General features: G+C 39.3%; 29 protein-coding genes. 27 read left to right on the forward strand and 2 right to left on the reverse strand.

Going from position 1 to position 17050, the window contains the following annotated elements; all coding sequences use genetic code 11:
• Nucleotides 1-59 precede the first annotated feature (59 nt).
• On the reverse strand, nucleotides 60-368 hold the full coding sequence (locus E2L03_RS13020) for a hypothetical protein (protein WP_124741800.1): 309 nt from the start codon (nucleotides 366-368) through the stop codon (nucleotides 60-62).
• Between the two features lie 103 nt (nucleotides 369-471).
• Here E2L03_RS13020 and E2L03_RS20475 point away from each other — a divergent pair, with 103 nt between their 5' ends.
• Nucleotides 472-648 carry a hypothetical protein gene (locus E2L03_RS20475; protein WP_166740304.1) on the forward strand — a complete coding sequence of 59 codons (177 nt, stop codon included), beginning with the start codon at nucleotides 472-474 and terminating at the stop codon, nucleotides 646-648.
• A gap of 317 nt (nucleotides 649-965) precedes the next feature.
• Here the strand turns inward: E2L03_RS20475 and E2L03_RS13025 are convergent, their stop codons facing one another.
• Nucleotides 966-1205, reverse strand: coding sequence for a helix-turn-helix domain-containing protein (locus E2L03_RS13025; protein ID WP_134259335.1), 240 nt, complete (start codon nucleotides 1203-1205; stop codon nucleotides 966-968).
• 179 nt (nucleotides 1206-1384) lie between these two features.
• Here E2L03_RS13025 and E2L03_RS20920 point away from each other — a divergent pair, with 179 nt between their 5' ends.
• From E2L03_RS20920 to E2L03_RS13145, 26 genes are all read left to right on the forward strand, one after another.
• Nucleotides 1385-1639: a helix-turn-helix domain-containing protein gene (locus E2L03_RS20920; RefSeq protein WP_134259336.1), complete on the forward strand. Its 255-nt coding sequence runs from the start codon at nucleotides 1385-1387 to the stop codon at nucleotides 1637-1639.
• Nucleotides 1640-1718: 79 nt separating this feature from the next.
• Complete coding sequence (locus tag E2L03_RS13035) at nucleotides 1719-2429, forward strand: phage antirepressor KilAC domain-containing protein (RefSeq protein ID WP_134259337.1); 711 nt, start codon at nucleotides 1719-1721, stop codon at nucleotides 2427-2429.
• A gap of 109 nt (nucleotides 2430-2538) precedes the next feature.
• A complete protein-coding gene (locus tag E2L03_RS13040) occupies nucleotides 2539-3309 on the forward strand; it encodes a conserved phage C-terminal domain-containing protein (protein ID WP_134259338.1) in 771 nt (256 codons plus the stop codon).
• A complete protein-coding gene (locus tag E2L03_RS13045; protein WP_134259339.1) occupies nucleotides 3242-4078 on the forward strand; it encodes an ATP-binding protein in 837 nt (278 codons plus the stop codon). Before E2L03_RS13040 ends, E2L03_RS13045 begins: the two co-directional genes overlap by 68 nt.
• 154 nt (nucleotides 4079-4232) lie before the next feature.
• A complete protein-coding gene (locus E2L03_RS13050) occupies nucleotides 4233-4502 on the forward strand; it encodes a hypothetical protein (RefSeq protein WP_134259340.1) in 270 nt (89 codons plus the stop codon).
• Entirely contained in the window at nucleotides 4499-5182 is a 684-nt protein-coding gene (locus tag E2L03_RS13055) for a sigma-70 family RNA polymerase sigma factor (protein ID WP_134259341.1), read from the forward strand. Before E2L03_RS13050 ends, E2L03_RS13055 begins: the two co-directional genes overlap by 4 nt.
• Before the next feature lie 2 nt (nucleotides 5183-5184).
• Nucleotides 5185-5682 carry an HNH endonuclease gene (locus E2L03_RS13060; RefSeq protein ID WP_134259342.1) on the forward strand — a complete coding sequence of 166 codons (498 nt, stop codon included), beginning with the start codon at nucleotides 5185-5187 and terminating at the stop codon, nucleotides 5680-5682.
• Nucleotides 5673-6236: an HNH endonuclease signature motif containing protein gene (locus tag E2L03_RS13065; protein WP_134259343.1), complete on the forward strand. Its 564-nt coding sequence runs from the start codon at nucleotides 5673-5675 to the stop codon at nucleotides 6234-6236. The genes E2L03_RS13060 and E2L03_RS13065 overlap by 10 nt, the downstream gene beginning before the upstream one ends.
• Nucleotides 6233-6388, forward strand: coding sequence for a hypothetical protein (locus tag E2L03_RS20480; protein ID WP_166740305.1), 156 nt, complete (start codon nucleotides 6233-6235; stop codon nucleotides 6386-6388). Before E2L03_RS13065 ends, E2L03_RS20480 begins: the two co-directional genes overlap by 4 nt.
• A complete protein-coding gene (locus E2L03_RS13070) occupies nucleotides 6382-6561 on the forward strand; it encodes a hypothetical protein (RefSeq protein WP_134259344.1) in 180 nt (59 codons plus the stop codon). Before E2L03_RS20480 ends, E2L03_RS13070 begins: the two co-directional genes overlap by 7 nt.
• A complete protein-coding gene (locus E2L03_RS13075) occupies nucleotides 6562-7080 on the forward strand; it encodes an HNH endonuclease signature motif containing protein (protein ID WP_134259345.1) in 519 nt (172 codons plus the stop codon).
• Between the two features lie 14 nt (nucleotides 7081-7094).
• The gene (locus tag E2L03_RS13080) at nucleotides 7095-7508 is read left to right on the forward strand and encodes a single-stranded DNA-binding protein (RefSeq protein ID WP_134259346.1); all 414 of its coding nucleotides are present in this window, start codon (nucleotides 7095-7097) and stop codon (nucleotides 7506-7508) included.
• 68 nt (nucleotides 7509-7576) lie between these two features.
• Nucleotides 7577-7684, forward strand: coding sequence for a DUF8096 family protein (locus E2L03_RS20980; protein ID WP_496196929.1), 108 nt, complete (start codon nucleotides 7577-7579; stop codon nucleotides 7682-7684).
• Nucleotides 7685-7786: 102 nt separating this feature from the next.
• Nucleotides 7787-8221: a DUF1064 domain-containing protein gene (locus E2L03_RS13085; RefSeq protein WP_134259347.1), complete on the forward strand. Its 435-nt coding sequence runs from the start codon at nucleotides 7787-7789 to the stop codon at nucleotides 8219-8221.
• Nucleotides 8218-8403 carry a hypothetical protein gene (locus E2L03_RS13090; RefSeq protein ID WP_134259348.1) on the forward strand — a complete coding sequence of 62 codons (186 nt, stop codon included), beginning with the start codon at nucleotides 8218-8220 and terminating at the stop codon, nucleotides 8401-8403. Before E2L03_RS13085 ends, E2L03_RS13090 begins: the two co-directional genes overlap by 4 nt.
• Nucleotides 8396-8737 carry a hypothetical protein gene (locus E2L03_RS13095; protein ID WP_134259349.1) on the forward strand — a complete coding sequence of 114 codons (342 nt, stop codon included), beginning with the start codon at nucleotides 8396-8398 and terminating at the stop codon, nucleotides 8735-8737. The genes E2L03_RS13090 and E2L03_RS13095 overlap by 8 nt, the downstream gene beginning before the upstream one ends.
• A gap of 193 nt (nucleotides 8738-8930) precedes the next feature.
• The gene (locus E2L03_RS13100) at nucleotides 8931-9365 is read left to right on the forward strand and encodes a DUF722 domain-containing protein (protein ID WP_134259350.1); all 435 of its coding nucleotides are present in this window, start codon (nucleotides 8931-8933) and stop codon (nucleotides 9363-9365) included.
• A 96-nt stretch (nucleotides 9366-9461) separates the two neighbouring features.
• Nucleotides 9462-10001: a super-infection exclusion protein B gene (locus E2L03_RS13105; RefSeq protein ID WP_134259351.1), complete on the forward strand. Its 540-nt coding sequence runs from the start codon at nucleotides 9462-9464 to the stop codon at nucleotides 9999-10001.
• A 591-nt stretch (nucleotides 10002-10592) separates the two neighbouring features.
• The gene (locus E2L03_RS13110; RefSeq protein WP_134259352.1) at nucleotides 10593-11555 is read left to right on the forward strand and encodes a DUF6731 family protein; all 963 of its coding nucleotides are present in this window, start codon (nucleotides 10593-10595) and stop codon (nucleotides 11553-11555) included.
• A gap of 35 nt (nucleotides 11556-11590) precedes the next feature.
• Nucleotides 11591-12109: a hypothetical protein gene (locus E2L03_RS13115; RefSeq protein WP_134259353.1), complete on the forward strand. Its 519-nt coding sequence runs from the start codon at nucleotides 11591-11593 to the stop codon at nucleotides 12107-12109.
• A 104-nt stretch (nucleotides 12110-12213) separates the two neighbouring features.
• Nucleotides 12214-12408: a protein YkzS gene (gene ykzS / locus E2L03_RS13120; protein WP_134259354.1), complete on the forward strand. Its 195-nt coding sequence runs from the start codon at nucleotides 12214-12216 to the stop codon at nucleotides 12406-12408.
• Nucleotides 12409-12846, forward strand: a complete 438-nt coding sequence (locus tag E2L03_RS13125; RefSeq protein WP_134259355.1) for a hypothetical protein — start codon at nucleotides 12409-12411, stop codon at nucleotides 12844-12846.
• Between the two features lie 70 nt (nucleotides 12847-12916).
• The gene (gene terS / locus E2L03_RS13130) at nucleotides 12917-13651 is read left to right on the forward strand and encodes a phage terminase small subunit (protein ID WP_134259356.1); all 735 of its coding nucleotides are present in this window, start codon (nucleotides 12917-12919) and stop codon (nucleotides 13649-13651) included.
• The gene (locus E2L03_RS13135) at nucleotides 13641-14939 is read left to right on the forward strand and encodes a PBSX family phage terminase large subunit (protein WP_206698967.1); all 1299 of its coding nucleotides are present in this window, start codon (nucleotides 13641-13643) and stop codon (nucleotides 14937-14939) included. Before terS ends, E2L03_RS13135 begins: the two co-directional genes overlap by 11 nt.
• 11 nt (nucleotides 14940-14950) lie before the next feature.
• On the forward strand, nucleotides 14951-16288 hold the full coding sequence (locus E2L03_RS13140) for a phage portal protein (protein ID WP_166740306.1): 1338 nt from the start codon (nucleotides 14951-14953) through the stop codon (nucleotides 16286-16288).
• A 63-nt stretch (nucleotides 16289-16351) separates the two neighbouring features.
• Nucleotides 16352-17041, forward strand: a complete 690-nt coding sequence (locus tag E2L03_RS13145; RefSeq protein ID WP_134259358.1) for a DUF4355 domain-containing protein — start codon at nucleotides 16352-16354, stop codon at nucleotides 17039-17041.
• Nucleotides 17042-17050 lie beyond the last annotated feature (9 nt).

The following is a 17050-nucleotide window of genomic DNA, read 5'->3' on the forward strand; positions in this document are numbered from 1 at the left end:
TGAGAGGTTATCATTAGCACGTTTTCAAAAAAAAATAAGGCTTTAAAAGCAGCCTTGAATCACGGTGCAAAATCGATTGTCCCAGTAAAAAGTAAGATTAACCAAAGCACGAACATTATAGGGAAAGATAAGGACAAAATTAAAGACAAAATTGGTATCAGTTTCTTTTCTGAAATTCTTATTGAGTAAATTGACAGTAGCACACCAATTGCTGTAAGTGCAAAGACAATGTAATCACCGTAAATGGAACCAATCATTACTACCCTTGTAGGAGTGACGAAAGTTAATAACAAACATGCGATGCCAATAATTAACGCTATGTATTTTATGATAGTTCCTTTCTTTGTTAAAGCATTTGTATTTTCCAATTGATGATCTCCTTTCAAAGAATCATTAAATATATTCTATTCCAAATCTTATGTCTAATATAACACAAATTTGATTTGGGATGACACTTGGGAGGGAAAATGTATGAAATTGTATTATTCAGATCTAGCAGCTTTAATTTCATTTCTACAAGATAAAGCTGCTGAAGAGAAATATAACGCGAATACAGTTGATGAACTAATTAAATACCTTGATAAAAAACCAGATGGCTTTATTAAGCTAATTATTAATGAGGACTACGAGGAGGAAGCCGAAATATAAGATGATGAATATTAATTTCTTTTGTGATTGCGGCAAATCTACGGGCGATATCCTAAAAAGTATCGTTTTAAATGCAACGATTGCTGTATCGCCTACGATTACTGTAGAGAGACAGGCATTAGGTAAGGTTCAAAAGGCATAAGGGGAGTCAACTCTTTTCAGCACGTTCCGGAACCGAACATACGTACTTAACATCTGGCTAAAAGGTCGAACGCGCCATTTGTCGAAACGTCTCATTACATACTAAAAAGGAGCTGATCACATTATCGTGCGCGCCCCTCCTTCCAGTTAATATGCAATTGACATGTGCGACTGGATTAGTTTTGTTCTTCTTCTTCATCAGTAATTACAAAAAGGTCATCAAATGAACATTCAAGCACTTTGATAATAGCAACGATTGTATCGTAATCGATTCTATTATTTTCGTTTCTAACGAACTTGTCTAATGTTCTTCTGCTCATGGTGTAACCTTGCTCTTGTATCAAACGATGAAGTTCAGAAACACTGTTTATTCCTTTCTCGGCCATCAAGATTCTAAGGCGGTTTTTCATTCCCATTATGAGACACTCCTTAAGCTGTTGTTATTTACTACGATTATACTCTAAATGACAACTTTTATACAACTTTTTATTATAAAGGTGTAAAAATTAGTAACAAAGACCCATAATCGCAATATTGTTATTTTAACACCTTTGTAGTAAAATTATAAATGAAGGTAGCAAAGTGAGGTGAAACAATGAAACTTCGGCATAACCTTCGTGAGCATATGGCTCGGAAAAGAGTCAGGTCCATAAAAGAATTAAGTCAAATAACTGGGTTGAATTATACAAAGCTAATCAAGTTTAATAACTACTCCCAGAACAAAATTGATCCAGACTTAATCGTTCCTTTGTGTGAATTTTTCGGATGTAAGCTAGGCGACTTCATATACGTGTATGAAGGATCTGACGGAACAAACGATGGATTTCCGAAGAATAGCAAGTGTTCATGAAAAAAAGAGTCTGAGGACTGCTTTTATCGGTAAAACGACAAAGCGGTTTTCAGATAACAAACAGTAGAGGAGAGATAAAATGAACGACTTGATGAAAGTATTTAGTTATGAATCTTCCGAAATTCGAACAGTTGTACAAGATGGCAAGCCATGGTTCGTTGCAAAAGATGTTTGTGAAATCTTAGGTATTACAAACGTATCGAAAGCTGTAATGACGCTTAATAACAAGTTTAAAACCACTCTAACTTTAAGTTATAGCGGTACAAACTATAAAACGAACGCCATTGCCGTTAACGAAGCAGGACTATACAAGCTAATCTTCAAGTCTCGAAAAGAGGAAGCAGAAAAGTTCAGTGATTGGATCGCGGAAGAAGTTTTACCAAGCATTCGAGAAACCGGTTCTTACAGCGTTCAATTACCGCATTCATTTTCAGAGGCTTTAATGTTAGCCGCTAATCTTCAAAAGAAAATTGAAGAGGATCAACCAAAGATCGAGGCTCATGATCGCTTTATAAGCGCTTCTAACAATCAAAAGATGGCAGAGGTTGCAAAGGTGCTCGGGTTAGGTAGAAACACTTTATTCGCAAAGCTAAGAAGCATGAAAATACTAATGCCTAACAACACACCGTATCAAAGATACATCGATCAAGGTTACTTTGTCGTAAAGGAAACATCTGTAGTTATTGGTGATGAAACGATAAATAAGCCGCAAACATATGTTACGGCAAAGGGTGTTGATTGGCTGTCTAAGAAAATTGGACAAACAAAAAAGCCACTGTTGGCGCAGTGACTTAGAACGAACAAATATAAATAATCCTGTACTGCTATTATATCACGAAACACTTGATAGTGGTACAGGTTTCCACTCGAATTAGAAAAATATTTTAGGGGAGTTACAAATGGCTAAATACAGAAACGTTCATATAGATTTTTGGCAAGATGGTTTCGTTTTAGATCTTACACCGGAAGAGAAGTATTTCTATCTTTATCTCATGACCAATAGTAAAACAACTCAATGTGGAATCTACGAATTGCCATACAGAATCATGGAAACAGAAACTGGTTATACGAGAGAAACAGTTGAAAAATATATTGATCGTTTTGAGGAATACGGAAAAGTTTCATACAACAAAGGAACAAAAGAAGTCATTTTACTCAATTGGGTAAAGTACAACTTTATCAATAGTCCGAAGGTAATTTCTCGTATTCGAAAAGAGCTGGAAGTCGTGAAGCATCAACCTTTTTTGGAAATGTACAAAGCTCAACTTATACGGTATGGATACCCTATCGATACCCTATGCATAGATATAGAGAAAGAGAAAGAGAAAGAGAATGATAAGGAGAAAGAAAAGATTCCATACGATGACATCATTTCTTATCTCAACGAAGTTGCTTCAAAAAATTACAGAAGCACCACTTCAAAAACAAAAGACTTAATTAAAGCGCGTTGGAATGATGGCTTTAAACTCGGTGATTTTAAAAGAGTGATTCATATAAAAACAAAAGAGTGGTTGAACGATCCAGAAATGAACCAGTACCTTCGCCCAGAGACATTGTTCGGAAATAAATTTGAGGGCTATCTCAATCAAAGGGAGGTAAAGCATGATTCAGGCAACAGCAAGGGCAATAAGCCAAGTGATGGAGCAGAATACGACGAACTTTCCCTCTAAAGACGGTGGGGCTGAATGTCCCCATTGTGGAGAGTTTATCCCGCAGATGAAAGTTGACATTCTTAACCGTACAAAGATTGTTCAGCCAGTGTGTGAGTGTGTGACTCGCAAAATGAAAGAAGAAGAGATTAAGAGAGAGCGATTTGTACAGGATAAAACAACTAAGCGCTTGTTTAATATCTCAACAATGGGTGAGAAATTCGCTAGCTCAACGTTTGAAAGCTTCATTCATCGATCAGGAACGGAAAAGCCATTTAAAGCGGCTCAAAAATACGTGAATGAGTTTGAAGAGTTCGGCGGTACATCTTTAGGAATCTGGGGTAGCTACGGCAACGGTAAAAGTCATATAGCTGCAGCAGTGGCAAATGAATTAAATAGTAAAGGGCATACGGTTGTTTTCCAAACGACAAAGGACATGTTGGACAAGCTCAAGAGCACGTTTGGCGACAAGAGCAATTTTAAATACGACGAAGTAATAAGGGCATTGGTAACCTGCGACTTGCTAGTTTTGGATGATATAGGGGCTGAAAAGGTGACTGAGTGGGTAGAAGAGACGTTCTTTGGCATCATAGACCACCGTTATCGTAAGAAGCGCCCAATTTTCTACACAAGCAATCTCAAGCCATCTGAACTGCATGAGAAGATCGGTGGACGTTCGGTTGATCGACTAAGTGAAATGTGCATCACCATTGAAAATAAAGCAACAAGCTATCGAAAAGAGCTTGCGAAAGAGCGTTTAATAAATTTTGCGAAAGATTTGGAGGCATAAACCATGTGTAAATGTACAGTAGGCAAAAACATACCAGGGGGATGGTTAATAACCCCCTGCACCTGTAGCGAGTCAGATTACAAATACCAGCATTATCTTAACAAGACACGACCAAGACGAATGAAACAACTAGCAGAATTGGAGGCGAGGCTTCGTGAACAAGAACGAATCGCACATGCTTAATAAAACGTGGGCAGAGCAAAAGATTAGCTTAAAAGAGGGCGCCTATGTAGCTGGTATCCAGTTCAATTATATCTGGACCAGTTGGGAGAAAGCGGAATTTAAACGCCTCTGGAAAGAAAACAGGGGGCTTATGTTCATCGCAAAACGCTTCAATCGACGATGGGAAGAGGTATTGGTACTAGCGGCTGACTTAGTTGATCGAGGCGAGCTAAAAGCGAGAGAGCGAGCGTTCTTCCAATGAGACAAATTCATGGGAAATGGTTCGATGTGGATCAAGCCTATGCTGAATACGAAAAGTATATTGCTAAAGCCGTAAACAAACGGTTGAAACAAGCTAAATATTATGGGCTCGATTATGCAGATATTTACAACATCGGAGCTATAGGATTCGTAAGAGCTTATAAAAATTTTGATGAAGCCAAAGGCACGCCATTTGAGGCACATGTATATAAGAATGCGGAATTTGAGATCTTACGTGCGTTTAGGGACTCGAATCAATATGTGCATGTGCCAGTTACCGTTAAAGATTGCATGCAGAAGATTAAGAAGATAAATAATTTTGAAAATATGGATATGGATGAACTCAAAAATGCCACTGGTGAAACAGCCTACACTATTGAACAAGCGTTGAACTGTATCAAACAAATCATAGTACCTGGAAACAAGAAAATAGGATCCGATTTCTATCAGGATCAAGAGTTAATGGAAGTGCTTGCTCCAAGTATTGAAGATGATACAGATATGATCGTCGAAGACTTCTTTTCGAAGCTAAAGCCAAGAGACTTAGAGATATTAAAGCTCTATATGGGTGATATGAAACAAAGTGAGATTGGAGCGATATTCGGGTTGTCTCAAATACAGATAAGTCGCATATTACGAAAAAAAATAGCTAAATCGTGGCAAGAATACGCGGAGGTGTAACGATGCAAGACCTATCGCAACAACCAGTGAGGGCAGTCGCTAAACCGCATTTCGAGAAGCGACCAAAGAAGAAAAAGAAAGTTCAACGCATGAAAGGGAGGCGCGTTCCTACTCAGAAAAAACGTGGCGCTATCAGCAAGAAGAACGGAAGCAAGGCGTTAGAGGCATACAACCACCAATGCGGAGGATGTGGATATGGCGGAGAGGCGTTAGAGTTGCACCACATTTTATTCCGTTCGCAAGGTGGTAGAGGGCAATGGAGAAACATCGTTCCTTTGTGTCGCCGGTGCCATGACGCCTGTCACGGGAAGTTTCAAAATGAAAGTGATGCATCCATGTTAGAGGATTGGGATTCTATGTTTAAGCGTCTTCACGAAGAGAAGTACGGCCCCTTCTTCGGAATGGATAGTTGGGATTTGTTTTCAAAAGCTCTAATTCCCAATACAACTCATGAAGCGTTCGAGAGATTCATGAATGAGGAGGAACTTAAATGCCAATAACCGTTAAATGCAAATGTTGTTTTAAACAATATTCAGTACCTCCATCAAGAGTGAACGTTAACGGTATGAATTTTTGTAGTAAACCATGTCAGCACCAATACAGACGGTCAAATCATTTACGCTCCTTTCCAATTGATTATGAAATCGACGAAAATGGTTGTTTTATATGTACTTCGCATAAAAAAGGCAAGCGCGGTTATCCAAGAATGCATGAAAAATTAGTTTTTAGACACGTCTATGAACAGATGATAGGACCATTAGAAAAAGGTGAACTTGTAAGACATTTGTGCGACAACAAAATGTGTATCAACCCTGAACACCTAAGGAAAGGGACGCAATTAGAGAACGTTAGGGACGCATTAAGAAACAAGAGAATAAAAGTCGGAGAAGAGCACCACTCGGCAAAGATTAGCGAAATAAAAGTCTATGCCCTTAAAGTTTTGTTAGAGAAAACTGATTTAACTCACAAAGAATTAAATCTTATTACAGGTGTACCTGATAGCACAATTAAATCAATTAAATACGGAAAAGCTTGGAGATCTGTAAAGGTATGATTCGCTGGATTGCCTACCATCGAGAAGGCGAGGACAAGTTGCTAGTCATCCAAGTGTATGCAGAAGGCGAGACCGAACGAAATGTAGCGAAAGACAAAATACCGGGCAGGGTGAGAAAACCAGTGTCCGATTGGGAGGGTGTCAAATGTTAACGATACAGCATAACGGCGACAACACAGCAGACATATACAAAGGCATCAGCATAGTAGCGAGATTGGCGCGTCAGGCTAATGGAACAGTGGCGGTCAAAGTACTTACAGATGGACATGACGAGATGGCAGACGATGAGCAGAAAGCGTTGTTAATCATAAAGGAGCGAGTATAGATGTTGATACCTATTAGAGGGAATGACGGATATTACATTGATGATCAAGGTAACGTTTATTCTGAGTGGGTTAATAAAGGAATCCACGGTCTAGTTAGGTCAAAATCTTTACGGAAATTAAAAGGTTCTAAACATAAACACGGATATACAATGTTTAGATTCAAAAGAAATGGAAAGGCGCACCTGTTGCATCGTCTTGTTATTGAAAGCTTTGTAGGACCAATTCCTGAGGGGATGGTTGTTTGTCACAAAAATGATATTCCGTCAGACAACAGATTAGATAACCTATACATTGGCACTCAGAGACAAAATATGAGCGACTCTATTAAACTTAATAGATTTCCAAGTGGCTATAAGAATGGTCAATCTAAATTAAGTCAAAATGACGTTAGAAAAATAAGGAGAATCAAGGAACTGAATCCTGAATTGCCAAACAGAGTAATTGCCGGAAGATTCGGAGTATCAAGAAAAGTCATTGATTTAATTTTGAAAGGAGCGACATACAAAAATGTTATTTAAAGGGGTTCATGCACATGATTAATTCAGTAGCACTTACAGGGAGATTAACTAAAGATGTGGACTTGAGATATTCACCACAAGGAGTTGCGGTTGCTCGATTCACATTGGCCGTTAATCGATCTTACGACAGAGAAAAGGCTGACTACATCCAGATAATTTGTTTTAAGAAAACAGCAGAATCGGTTGCGAATCATATGAAAAAAGGCTCATTGGTTGGTGTGAGCGGTAGGGTTCAAACATCCAGTTGGGAGAAAGACGGACAAAGGCACTTTAAAACAGAGATAGCGGCAGAGCAAATCACATTCTTAGAGTCGCGCAATAGCCAAGGTGGAGGCAATAACACGAATAACAATAGCGGTAACTATGAAAACGATCCATTTAGCAATGACAATAGCATTGATATCAAGGATTCTGACCTTCCCTTTTGAGCAAAAAGCGATGGAATGAAGCGGTAAGGGAGCAGAGAGAGGGTCCTGCTCCTGAGCCGGAGGTCAGAATGAGGCATGGACGGTGTGAGTGTGGCGCAGGGAAGTTTAAATTAAGCGTCCATAAAGGCAAATGGACACAGACGTGTAAAGAGTGCGGAGAGGAGCGGGCAAGGTGATCTATATACCAAATATACTTATTAGTTTATTTATATTACTAGCGGCAGTGATTGTATCTTGCTCCATTGCTCTTGCTCTAATTGGGAGAGAGGAGCGGCGCAATGGCAAAGATAAAAAGCAGAAAGACAAGCTTTTACGGAAATGATTTTGATTCCAAGGCAGAAGGGGAATTTTATCTCCTGCTAAGAAATGATAAGAACGTAATAGACATCGAATTACAACCGCAGTACACGCTCTTGAGCGCCTTCTCAGTACCTTGTTACCGATGCGAGGGTATTGGCAGGGTAGAGAACAAAAAAACGCTCAGAATGAACAAATGCACGTTGTGCAGCGGCACAGGTAAGAGGATGCGCCAACCATGGAAGTATACAGCAGACTTCAAAGTAACTTATAAAGATGGCAAAGAGGAAGTCATTGACGTAAAAGGATACGCTAACGAACGGTTTCCTCTTGTAAAGAAGATGTTTGAGAGCATGATGGGCATAGAGTTGGTTGTCTGGCAGAAGAACAACAAAAAGGGATGGGTGAGGAAATGACACACCAGTTAACGTCCGATGAAAAAAGTATGCTGCTAGATGCACTCGCCCTTGTAGATGCATGGTACTTTGAACCAAAGAAAAAGGCTGGAACACTTAACAACACCGATAAAGAAAAAATGCGTCTCAGCGTGAGTATAAAGGCGAAATGGGCATTGGGGATGGAGTTACCTAGTGAGTGATCTACAAAGCGTCATCCAGTCAATGCGAGAGGTACAGCAGAGGCTAGATAACTCAAGCAAAACTATATTCGGACTAGCTAAAGCAAAAGCAGAGAGCGAGAAAGCATATAAGATCGCTTTAAGGCAAGAGATACTAACGCTTAAAGCTGCAGGGCATCCGGCCACATTGATTCTTGAGCTTGCCAAGGGTAACGAAAAAATAGCTAGCTTGAGGTTAGATCGTGATATAGCGAGAGAAACATACAAGGCTGGTTTAGATGCGATGAACAATCTACGAACCGAAGCAAGCCTGTTACAAAGCATATTGAGGTGGCAGAACGATATGGGGAGCTGATCGAGTGATACTTATGTTTTGCGAAAAGTGTGGAAGACCTAAGAAGTTGAGTGAATACGTATTGAGTCAGTATGTAGCGAGATCACCACGAATCTATTGCAACGACTGTGACCACAGCAATAACGTTACAGATGAATTAAGGCGTTATGCCATGCAAGTAAAACGAAACCAAAAACAGTAGAGGAGCGATATCATGGGAGCAGAAAAATTGCAGAAAGCAACATTCAAGCATATAGAGGCAGAGTTATATCAGTATCCTAATACTGTTAAGGAGATTAAGAAGAGACGAATGGAACTGCTGCACCCGTACCTTGAGGAAGTAGACGAGAACCAAGGGCAAGGAGTGAACAGTGTACGGTCAATTTCGAGACCAACCGAGAGGATGGCTACAAGGCTAACGGCAGATAAGCGCTTAAGGAACCTAGAGGAGATTGCAGAAGCCATAGAGTCCGTATACAACGATTTAAACGACAAGCAAAAGGATTTTGTGCGTATGAGATATTGGAGTGGCAGAAACAATGCGTCACCTGTGATGATTGCGATGGAAACCGATGTGAGCGAGAGGACGGTACACAATTACAAGCGAAGAATTGTTGAGGCAATTGGAGAGAGAATAGGGTGGATATAAAAGAGCTTGTACATAAGTACAGGTTCTTTTATTATGAATTAAGATATTTATTTTAACTAAAATTTAAAAAAATTATAAATTAATGGGAGAGTAATAATGAATTTTAACGTGAGTATAAAAGATATTCTAACTTTGCCAGTTAATATTATGGCCGCTTTATCATTGGCAAGTGGATTTTTACTATTAGCTTCTGATGATTTGTTAAATAAATTTTTTCTAAGGGAATTCTTAATTGATTACGGATATATTATCGGATTAGTTTTTATTGTGTTTATCAGTATTCTTATAATTACCCTGATTATTAATATTAGTAAATTTATTGAAGCGAAAAGAAATCAAAATAAATTTTATAAAAATGCACCTAAAAGAATTAGAAGCCTAACAAATTTTCAGAAAGCGATAGTGTACGGAATTTACAAAGAAGATAATCATACGGCTCCACTCCCTATTACAGATGGTGCTGTAGTTGAGTTGGAACAGAAATTTGTTATCGGAAAGACTACAAACCAAATTATTACTGATAACCTGAACGATCCTAAGTTTCCTTATCTTCTTCAACCATGGGTTGTTGAAGTGATATCCAATAATACTGAATTAGAGGAAGACCTTAGAGCATCTGCTCAGAAATATTTTTAAATTTGCAGTAATGTTGCAGTTTTAGGCGCTAAACAAGTGTAATATGTAAGTATGGGAGAATACCCAATACGTTAATATCACTCTTCTGTCGGATCGGGACTAGCTCGGTCGGTGGAAACACTTAAGCGGAAGAGTGTCCTATAATATCACGTACCGTAAGGGGGACACTCTCACCCTGGTAGTCTTGCTTACGCAAGCGTGAAAAACTACACATCGGTGACGGAATAGGTAGACGTTAATCAGGTATAGGAGAGCTATTCGGGGATCAGTAAGTAAGGTAGGAACACAGCCGAATAGAGGTGGAAAGTCGTTTCCTTTGCTCTTTTGAGTAACCGTACACCTACCCATAGCAGTAAAACGAGGCGTCTGATGTCACGCCTATCCTATACTTTGTTAGGTGCAAATCCTAACCCGATGAACAAACAAAAAAGAGGCGTGTACAAGCTTAATAGCCGTATGCGCTGTTTATTCTAAAAGAAAACATTTATTAAGAACGCTTGTTTGTGTATAATGGAATTATAAATTAAATTAAAAGGAAATTACCCCCTTTTTGTCGAATATTGCTTACGTGTATAGAAAAGGGGGAGTAAAATGCCTATAAAAAACATTAGGTTTAATTATTTTACAATCAATTTAGCGCCAAGGGATTTGCCGGATGATATGCAAGGTAGAAATTATAACGCTTCATGGGACATGACGGATATGTTAAATTATCTATCAGTTATTGGTAATGAAATTGACGGTGTAGTAAATGTAGGAGAATATATTTCCGAATTTGACAGACATACTCTATTAAATGATCGTGGAGGAATATTTTCTTTTCAAATTGGAAAATTGAGAGAAACAAACTTGGCAAAAAAAAGCATAGGGAACCCAAAAGAGGAATTAGGTTTAAGAGAAGATGAATATATTGGAGAATTTGTAACAGTAGTCTTTGATCCGAGATATTGCACTGTTGCAGTTCAATCAAACATTTATAGTCTAAATGTTAGCCAGGTTGAAATCTTTCTGACTGATATAAGAAATAGATACAATGAGATCGTGGAAAGAGATGACCAATTCCCCCTAGTGGTTTCTTTAGAACCAATAATAGATCCAACAAAAATTGATAGAATTGGTAGAGCGGATATTTTTAGGAAAGTTACCATTAAGGGGAGTAATGTGATGGCCGATTCATTAGCTGACAATGAATCTCTAGAAGAAATTTCTGAAGTTATAGGAAGAGCAAGAGGCGTTAAATTTGAATTGACACTATCTGTAGGTAATGCTCCGAAAACAGAGACTCTAAATCACGAGACTATTCATGAAATTATTCGAGGTTTTAGAGAATCTGAACCTGAAAACAAACCAAATGTAGAATTAACAGCAAGACAAAATGAGGATTCCCCTATGGACGTCGTAAATTTATTAACGCCTAGACTAACAAACGTAATTAGGCTTAATTTAAATGATAATCGTGCGCAAATTGGACATGAATTTATTCACGCTCAATTTATGGAAGCATACGAAACCCAAAGAAATCAAATGAGGATAATTTTACAACCATTTAATTGAAGTAGGTATTAAGAGAGGGGGAGGGGGATGCATATATGACTAAAGAAAAAGGTGCTAAAATATCTAATTTTACTTCTAAGACCAATAAAACCTTTTGGAAAAAATGGGAAAAAAATAAATTTTGGGTCTGTATTTTCATTTCTTGCATCCCTGTCTTCTTATTCTATTCTGGTTATATAAGTCACTCAAAAGACAATACTGGTAATTTTATAGCTTACTCTGTTGGAATACTAACTGTTCAAGGTGTTTTCTTAACCTTATTAGTTACACTAAAATCTAGTCCTGTAATGAGTAGACTAAGAGATTTTTTTCCTCATCTTCATAATTATTTATATTTTGAGTTAAGGAAACAAATCTCCGCTTGCATATATTTTATTCTTATTAATTTAGCATTTGCTGTTTTCGTTCCAATTAACAATAAATACTTAGTGTTTTTTGCAATCGTTATGTGGTCATATTACATGGTTTATATAACAATAGGTATATTATATAGTATTAGGACTGTGATGAATCTAGCTACTTCAGATATCGATACACGAAGTAAGATGAAATAACTTAAGATAAAAAGCGAAAGGAGAACTACCTTACGAGGCGGTTCTCTTTTTGTGTGTTAACTGTCACCAAGCCTCTGCTATAATTAAAGCAGGGGGCGATTAACATGACAGAAGAACTAGCAAATGAGATACTACAACAGCTTAGAGACGGAGAAATAAACGAGTATCGAGTAGAGAAAGACGTGTTCAACGTGTTTAGGTTGGCATTAGTAGCTCAGGAAGACATGAAGAACTTTAGAGGGAACGCGCAGCATATGGGAGCTATTATCTATACGTATGAGCCGGGGTGGACAGCCTAGGTGGAAAATTGGATTGTTGGCATATTAACCGGCCTAATAAGTGGAGCGATAACCAGTGTTTTTGTATATCGAATTGATAAAAATAGACAAAAGAGAGATGCAATAAATAGTTATTTCCTTGCTTTATATACTTATTTAACGAATTTAGCATTAGATATGGAATTATTAAAACACGGAACTGCCATCACTGCTATAAGATCTATTCATAATTATCCCTCTAAACAAAGTCTTGACCTAAGAAAACTTAACGAGAAACAACGTGAAATTCTTTCAGAAGTAGAGAGTTATATGGATGAATTATTAGTTGTATTTACAGAAAAAAATCCCGAAAGGAATAGAAGTATAAATAGTAGACAAATTAGGGTTTTAGCCCTTAGATCTACATTAAACGATCACTTTATAAACAAAACGTTTGACTTAACAAACAGAAGGCAATAAATTATGTGATTAGACTGCGCTTTTAGCGTGGTCTTTTTCATTTGATCCAAAGGAGGTAGGTGTCATGTAAATGAATTGGGAACAGATAAGAGAAGAATACGAGACAACCACCATCACCTTAAAAGCATTAGCTGAAAAGCATGGGGCGAAGCTCGGAACCTTGAAAAGTAGAAAGAGTCGAGAGGGATGGGAAAGGGATGCAACCGAGGGGAAGGATGCAACTAAGGTTGCAACCAATCGAATTAGGGATGCAACCCCGAAGGATTCTAAGCAGACCAAGAAAAAGAGGAGTGGCAATCCTAACCCGAAGAATCAGTTTGGAGAACGGAACCAAGCGGCGCTCAAACACGGCATCTTTTCCAAGTATCTTCCGCAAGAGACGTTGGAAATTATAAACCAAATGCAAGATAAAACGCCCGCCGATCTCCTGTATGATCAGATACAAATCCAATACGCAACTATCATTCGTTCTCAACAAATCATGTTTGTCCAAGATAAAGACGATATAGCGAAAGAGAAGAGTCAGCACGGTTGGGGCGATTCTGGAGCCGATAAGTACGATATCCAGTTTGCTTGGGATCGTCAGGCTACGTTTATTACATCTATGTCGCGTGCTATGGGTACCATGGGTAATCTAATTAAACAATTCGTCAGTATAGCTCATGAAGACGATGAGAGGTTGCTCAAATTAGAACAGATGCAGCTAAACGTTGATAAAACCAGAGTGGAAGTGGACAAGTTGACGAAGGATGACGGGGGACCTATTGAAATTGTGGTAAAGAGGGCGGTTAAAGATGATCGTTGAAAAAGCTGCCAACCCACACTTTGAAGACTTCCTTTTCGACTGGTCTACCAAGTTCCAGTTTCTTGTCGGTGGATACGGTAGTAGCAAGAGCTATCACATTGCCTTTAAGATCATCATTAAGCTGCTGGAAGAGAAACGAACGGCTTTAGTCGTTCGCGAGGTATACGACACACACCGAGATTCTACGTTTTCCCTCTTAGAAGAGATTGTCGAAGACTTAGGATTGAGTGGAAGAATAAAATGCTTATCGTCCCCTATGCAAATTCGCTTCCCTAATGGGAGCAAGATCATCTTCAAAGGTATGGACAAGCCGGGTAAGCTCAAATCAATCAATAATATTTCGTTAGTGTGGACGGAAGAGTGCTCAGAGGTTAAATACGCGGGTTTTAAAGAGCTGCTAGGGCGCCTTCGGCATCCTAAGTTAAAATTGCACATGCTGCTATCAACAAACCCTGTCGGCAAAGATAACTGGTCTTACAAACACTTCTTTAAGGATGAACAAAATAAACGTTTAATTTTAGACGATGAAAAACTCTACAATGACCGAATTGTAATAGAGAATGACACGTATTACCACCACTCAACTGCCGATGATAACTTGTTTCTGCCTGAAAGCTACGTAGAACAGTTGGAGGAAATGAAAGATTACGATCCAGACCTTTATCGCATTGCGCGGAAGGGTCGTTTTGGCGTGAACGGGGTTAAGGTACTGCCACAGTTTGAGACGATGCCGCATGAACAAGTGTTACAGGAGCTTAGAGGCATACGAGATCCAATTGAACGAGTAGGCATGGACTTTGGTTTTGTCACATCGTATAACGCGCTATACAGGATCACAGTGGATCATGAGAGGAAGTACCTTTATATCCATTGGGAGTATTACAAAAACGATATGACGGACGACCAGACAGCCAAGGAAATAGCTGAGTTTAAAAGAACGGGCGAATTAATTCGCGCGGATGCAGCTGAACCTAAAACCATTCGCTATTACCAGCAACAGGGTTTTAACATGACCGATGCCAAGAAGTTCCCCGGATCGCGGCTGCAGTATACGAAGAAAGTAAAACGGTTCGCGAAGATCATTTGTTCCGACGCTTGTCCTAACGCTAAAGCTGAGCTGGAAAACCTTACCTATAAGAAGGATAAGCAAGACAGGATAGTAGAAGATGAATTTACAATTGATCCGCATTCGTTCAGCGCCATTTGGTATGCGCTGGATGACTATGAGGTTTCCGATCTCAAGGGTGATAGCATCAGAACAGTGAGCAAAGCTTCTTTAGGCTTGTAGGAGGTGAGATATTGAAAATACGAGTAGACAAAGATATTGAGATTACAGGCAAGCTGATACAAGAGATTATCACTCAACGTGGTGATAAGCCTTCTAAACGTTTTAAAAAGCTTCAAAACTATTATGAAGGCGAGCATGATATCTTAGAGCGTACGAAGAAAGATCCATCAAAGCCTAACAATAGGCTTGTGGTCAATTACGCTAAGTTGATTACAGATATTGCTACAGGGTATTTCGTGGGCATTCCCATCACCTATGATAGTGACGAAAAAGAGGCGCTGAAAGAGATATTTGACGTTCTTGATGCCAATTACGAGGAAGATGTGAATTATGAGCTCGCTAAACAAATTAGCATATCTGGCACCGCCTTTGAGTTGATCTACGCTAACGAGGATTCAGATATTGAGTTTAAGCCAGTGGATAATGCGTCTATCATCCCCGTTTACACGGATTGCATACAGGAGCGTTTGTTGTTCGCGGTACGTATCTACGAGACAAAAGACATTCTGAGTGGAGATACGAAGGACAAAGCTGAAGTATACACGGATACACACACTATTTACTTTGAACAAGGTAGCGGAATCATGACAGAGGTTGATCGAAAAGAACACTTCTTCGGTGATGTTCCAGTCATTGAATACACGAATAATAATGAATCCTTAGGGGATTTTGAAGTCGTGTTGTCTCTTATTGATGCGTACAACAAGACTCAATCAGACAGCGCGAATGATTTCGAGGACTTCACGGACGCTTTCCTGTATTTGGTTGGCTACAACGGCACTCAATCATCAGATGTCCAGCAAATGAAAGAGGATAAGGTGCTGCTACTCGACAAAGAGGGTAGCGCTGGGTGGTTAATCAAGAATATCAACGATGCGGCTGTTGAGAATTACAAGAACCGTTTACAAGCAGACATACACAGCGTAAGTCAAACGCCTGATCTCACAGACGAAAAGTTTGCAGGGAATGTGTCTGGTGAGAGTATGAAGTATAAAACGTGGGGCTTGGAGCAAGTATCTGCGATTAAGGAACGAAAGTTTAAGACAGGGCTAATTAAGCGACTTAAACTTATCTCGAACTATCTAAATATCAAGGGTGGGAACTTTGATCCAAACTTAATTAATCTCACGTTCCATCGGAACTTACCGAAAAACTTGCTTGAGATAACAGATATGTTTCAAAAGCTTGGTGGTTCTCTCAGTGAGAAGACAACACTTAGCTTGCACCCTGCTGTTGATGATCCAGACGCAGAGATTGCGCGCAAGGAAGAGGATGCCGTACGTAAAGGAAAGCAAACTCAGGAAGCGTTGCAATTCCAATATGATTCACTTTTAAACACGCCGCAATAGGGGTGTTTTTTATTATCTGCAACTGCAAGGCTCGTACTTGGAGGGGCACAAGGAGGAAACGACATGAAAGCAACAGAGAACAAGGTTAAGGGATTTAAGTTTTTTGAGGATAAAGCACCGAAGTTGATGAAGATGCACCTGCAATTCTTCGCTGATCCGCCAGCCGATCCAGGAGCAGGAGATCCACCGCCTGCTGATCCACCGAAAGATCCAGAGCCATTCCAAGCACCAAAGACACAAGAGGAGCTTGATAAGTTACTTCAGAGCAATGCTGATAAGCGTGTGACTGAAGCTCTAGCTACTGCAAAACAGAAAGCGGAGCAGGAGAAAGAAAACGCCATTAAAGCAGCTAAGGCAGAGGCGGAGAAGTTAGCTGGTCTTTCTGCAGCCGAGAAACAAAAATTGCAAGATGAACAGTATAAAGCTGATTTAGAGGCGCGTGAAAAAGCATTGAGTCAGCGTGAACTAAAAATCGAAGCTATCAATATTCTTAGCGAGAAGAAGCTCCCTGTATCCTTTGCTGATCTCTTGCTATCTAGTGATGCAGAGAACACCAAGAAGAATATTGATACGTTTGAAACAGCGTTCAGACAAGCTGTACAAGACGGAGTGACAGAGCGATTGAAGAGTCCGACACCGAAGGGTGGAGGAAAAGGAAACGTTGAACCTGGTGCATTTGGTAAGGAATTAGCTGAACAACAAAAGAGTAATCAACCTGATTTACAAAAAGCCCAACAGGGTTACTTTTCTTAAGGAGGAAAA

The organism is Shouchella oshimensis (genome assembly GCF_004375095.1).
Lineage (GTDB): Bacteria > Bacillota > Bacilli > Bacillales > Bacillaceae_D > Shouchella > Shouchella oshimensis.

What these genes read in the sequence shown, in the direction of transcription:
- E2L03_RS20475 (WP_166740304.1), top strand. Translation starts at nt 472, where the DNA reads ATGAAATTGTATTATTCAGATCTAGCAGCTTTAATTTCATTTCTACAA.
- E2L03_RS13025 (WP_134259335.1), bottom strand. Translation starts at nt 1,205, where the DNA reads ATGGGAATGAAAAACCGCCTTAGAATCTTGATGGCCGAGAAAGGAATA.
- E2L03_RS20920 (WP_134259336.1), top strand. Translation starts at nt 1,385, where the DNA reads ATGAAACTTCGGCATAACCTTCGTGAGCATATGGCTCGGAAAAGAGTC.
- E2L03_RS13035 (WP_134259337.1), top strand. Translation starts at nt 1,719, where the DNA reads ATGAACGACTTGATGAAAGTATTTAGTTATGAATCTTCCGAAATTCGA.
- E2L03_RS13040 (WP_134259338.1), top strand. Translation starts at nt 2,539, where the DNA reads ATGGCTAAATACAGAAACGTTCATATAGATTTTTGGCAAGATGGTTTC.
- E2L03_RS13045 (WP_134259339.1), top strand. Translation starts at nt 3,242, where the DNA reads ATGATTCAGGCAACAGCAAGGGCAATAAGCCAAGTGATGGAGCAGAAT.
- E2L03_RS13055 (WP_134259341.1), top strand. Translation starts at nt 4,499, where the DNA reads ATGAGACAAATTCATGGGAAATGGTTCGATGTGGATCAAGCCTATGCT.
- E2L03_RS13060 (WP_134259342.1), top strand. Translation starts at nt 5,185, where the DNA reads ATGCAAGACCTATCGCAACAACCAGTGAGGGCAGTCGCTAAACCGCAT.
- E2L03_RS13065 (WP_134259343.1), top strand. Translation starts at nt 5,673, where the DNA reads ATGCCAATAACCGTTAAATGCAAATGTTGTTTTAAACAATATTCAGTA.
- E2L03_RS20480 (WP_166740305.1), top strand. Translation starts at nt 6,233, where the DNA reads ATGATTCGCTGGATTGCCTACCATCGAGAAGGCGAGGACAAGTTGCTA.
- E2L03_RS13070 (WP_134259344.1), top strand. Translation starts at nt 6,382, where the DNA reads ATGTTAACGATACAGCATAACGGCGACAACACAGCAGACATATACAAA.
- E2L03_RS13075 (WP_134259345.1), top strand. Translation starts at nt 6,562, where the DNA reads ATGTTGATACCTATTAGAGGGAATGACGGATATTACATTGATGATCAA.
- E2L03_RS13080 (WP_134259346.1), top strand. Translation starts at nt 7,095, where the DNA reads ATGATTAATTCAGTAGCACTTACAGGGAGATTAACTAAAGATGTGGAC.
- E2L03_RS20980 (WP_496196929.1), top strand. Translation starts at nt 7,577, where the DNA reads ATGAGGCATGGACGGTGTGAGTGTGGCGCAGGGAAGTTTAAATTAAGC.
- E2L03_RS13085 (WP_134259347.1), top strand. Translation starts at nt 7,787, where the DNA reads ATGGCAAAGATAAAAAGCAGAAAGACAAGCTTTTACGGAAATGATTTT.
- E2L03_RS13090 (WP_134259348.1), top strand. Translation starts at nt 8,218, where the DNA reads ATGACACACCAGTTAACGTCCGATGAAAAAAGTATGCTGCTAGATGCA.
- E2L03_RS13100 (WP_134259350.1), top strand. Translation starts at nt 8,931, where the DNA reads ATGGGAGCAGAAAAATTGCAGAAAGCAACATTCAAGCATATAGAGGCA.
- E2L03_RS13105 (WP_134259351.1), top strand. Translation starts at nt 9,462, where the DNA reads ATGAATTTTAACGTGAGTATAAAAGATATTCTAACTTTGCCAGTTAAT.
- E2L03_RS13110 (WP_134259352.1), top strand. Translation starts at nt 10,593, where the DNA reads ATGCCTATAAAAAACATTAGGTTTAATTATTTTACAATCAATTTAGCG.
- E2L03_RS13115 (WP_134259353.1), top strand. Translation starts at nt 11,591, where the DNA reads ATGACTAAAGAAAAAGGTGCTAAAATATCTAATTTTACTTCTAAGACC.
- ykzS (WP_134259354.1), top strand. Translation starts at nt 12,214, where the DNA reads ATGACAGAAGAACTAGCAAATGAGATACTACAACAGCTTAGAGACGGA.
- terS (WP_134259356.1), top strand. Translation starts at nt 12,917, where the DNA reads ATGAATTGGGAACAGATAAGAGAAGAATACGAGACAACCACCATCACC.
- E2L03_RS13135 (WP_206698967.1), top strand. Translation starts at nt 13,641, where the DNA reads ATGATCGTTGAAAAAGCTGCCAACCCACACTTTGAAGACTTCCTTTTC.
- E2L03_RS13145 (WP_134259358.1), top strand. Translation starts at nt 16,352, where the DNA reads ATGAAAGCAACAGAGAACAAGGTTAAGGGATTTAAGTTTTTTGAGGAT.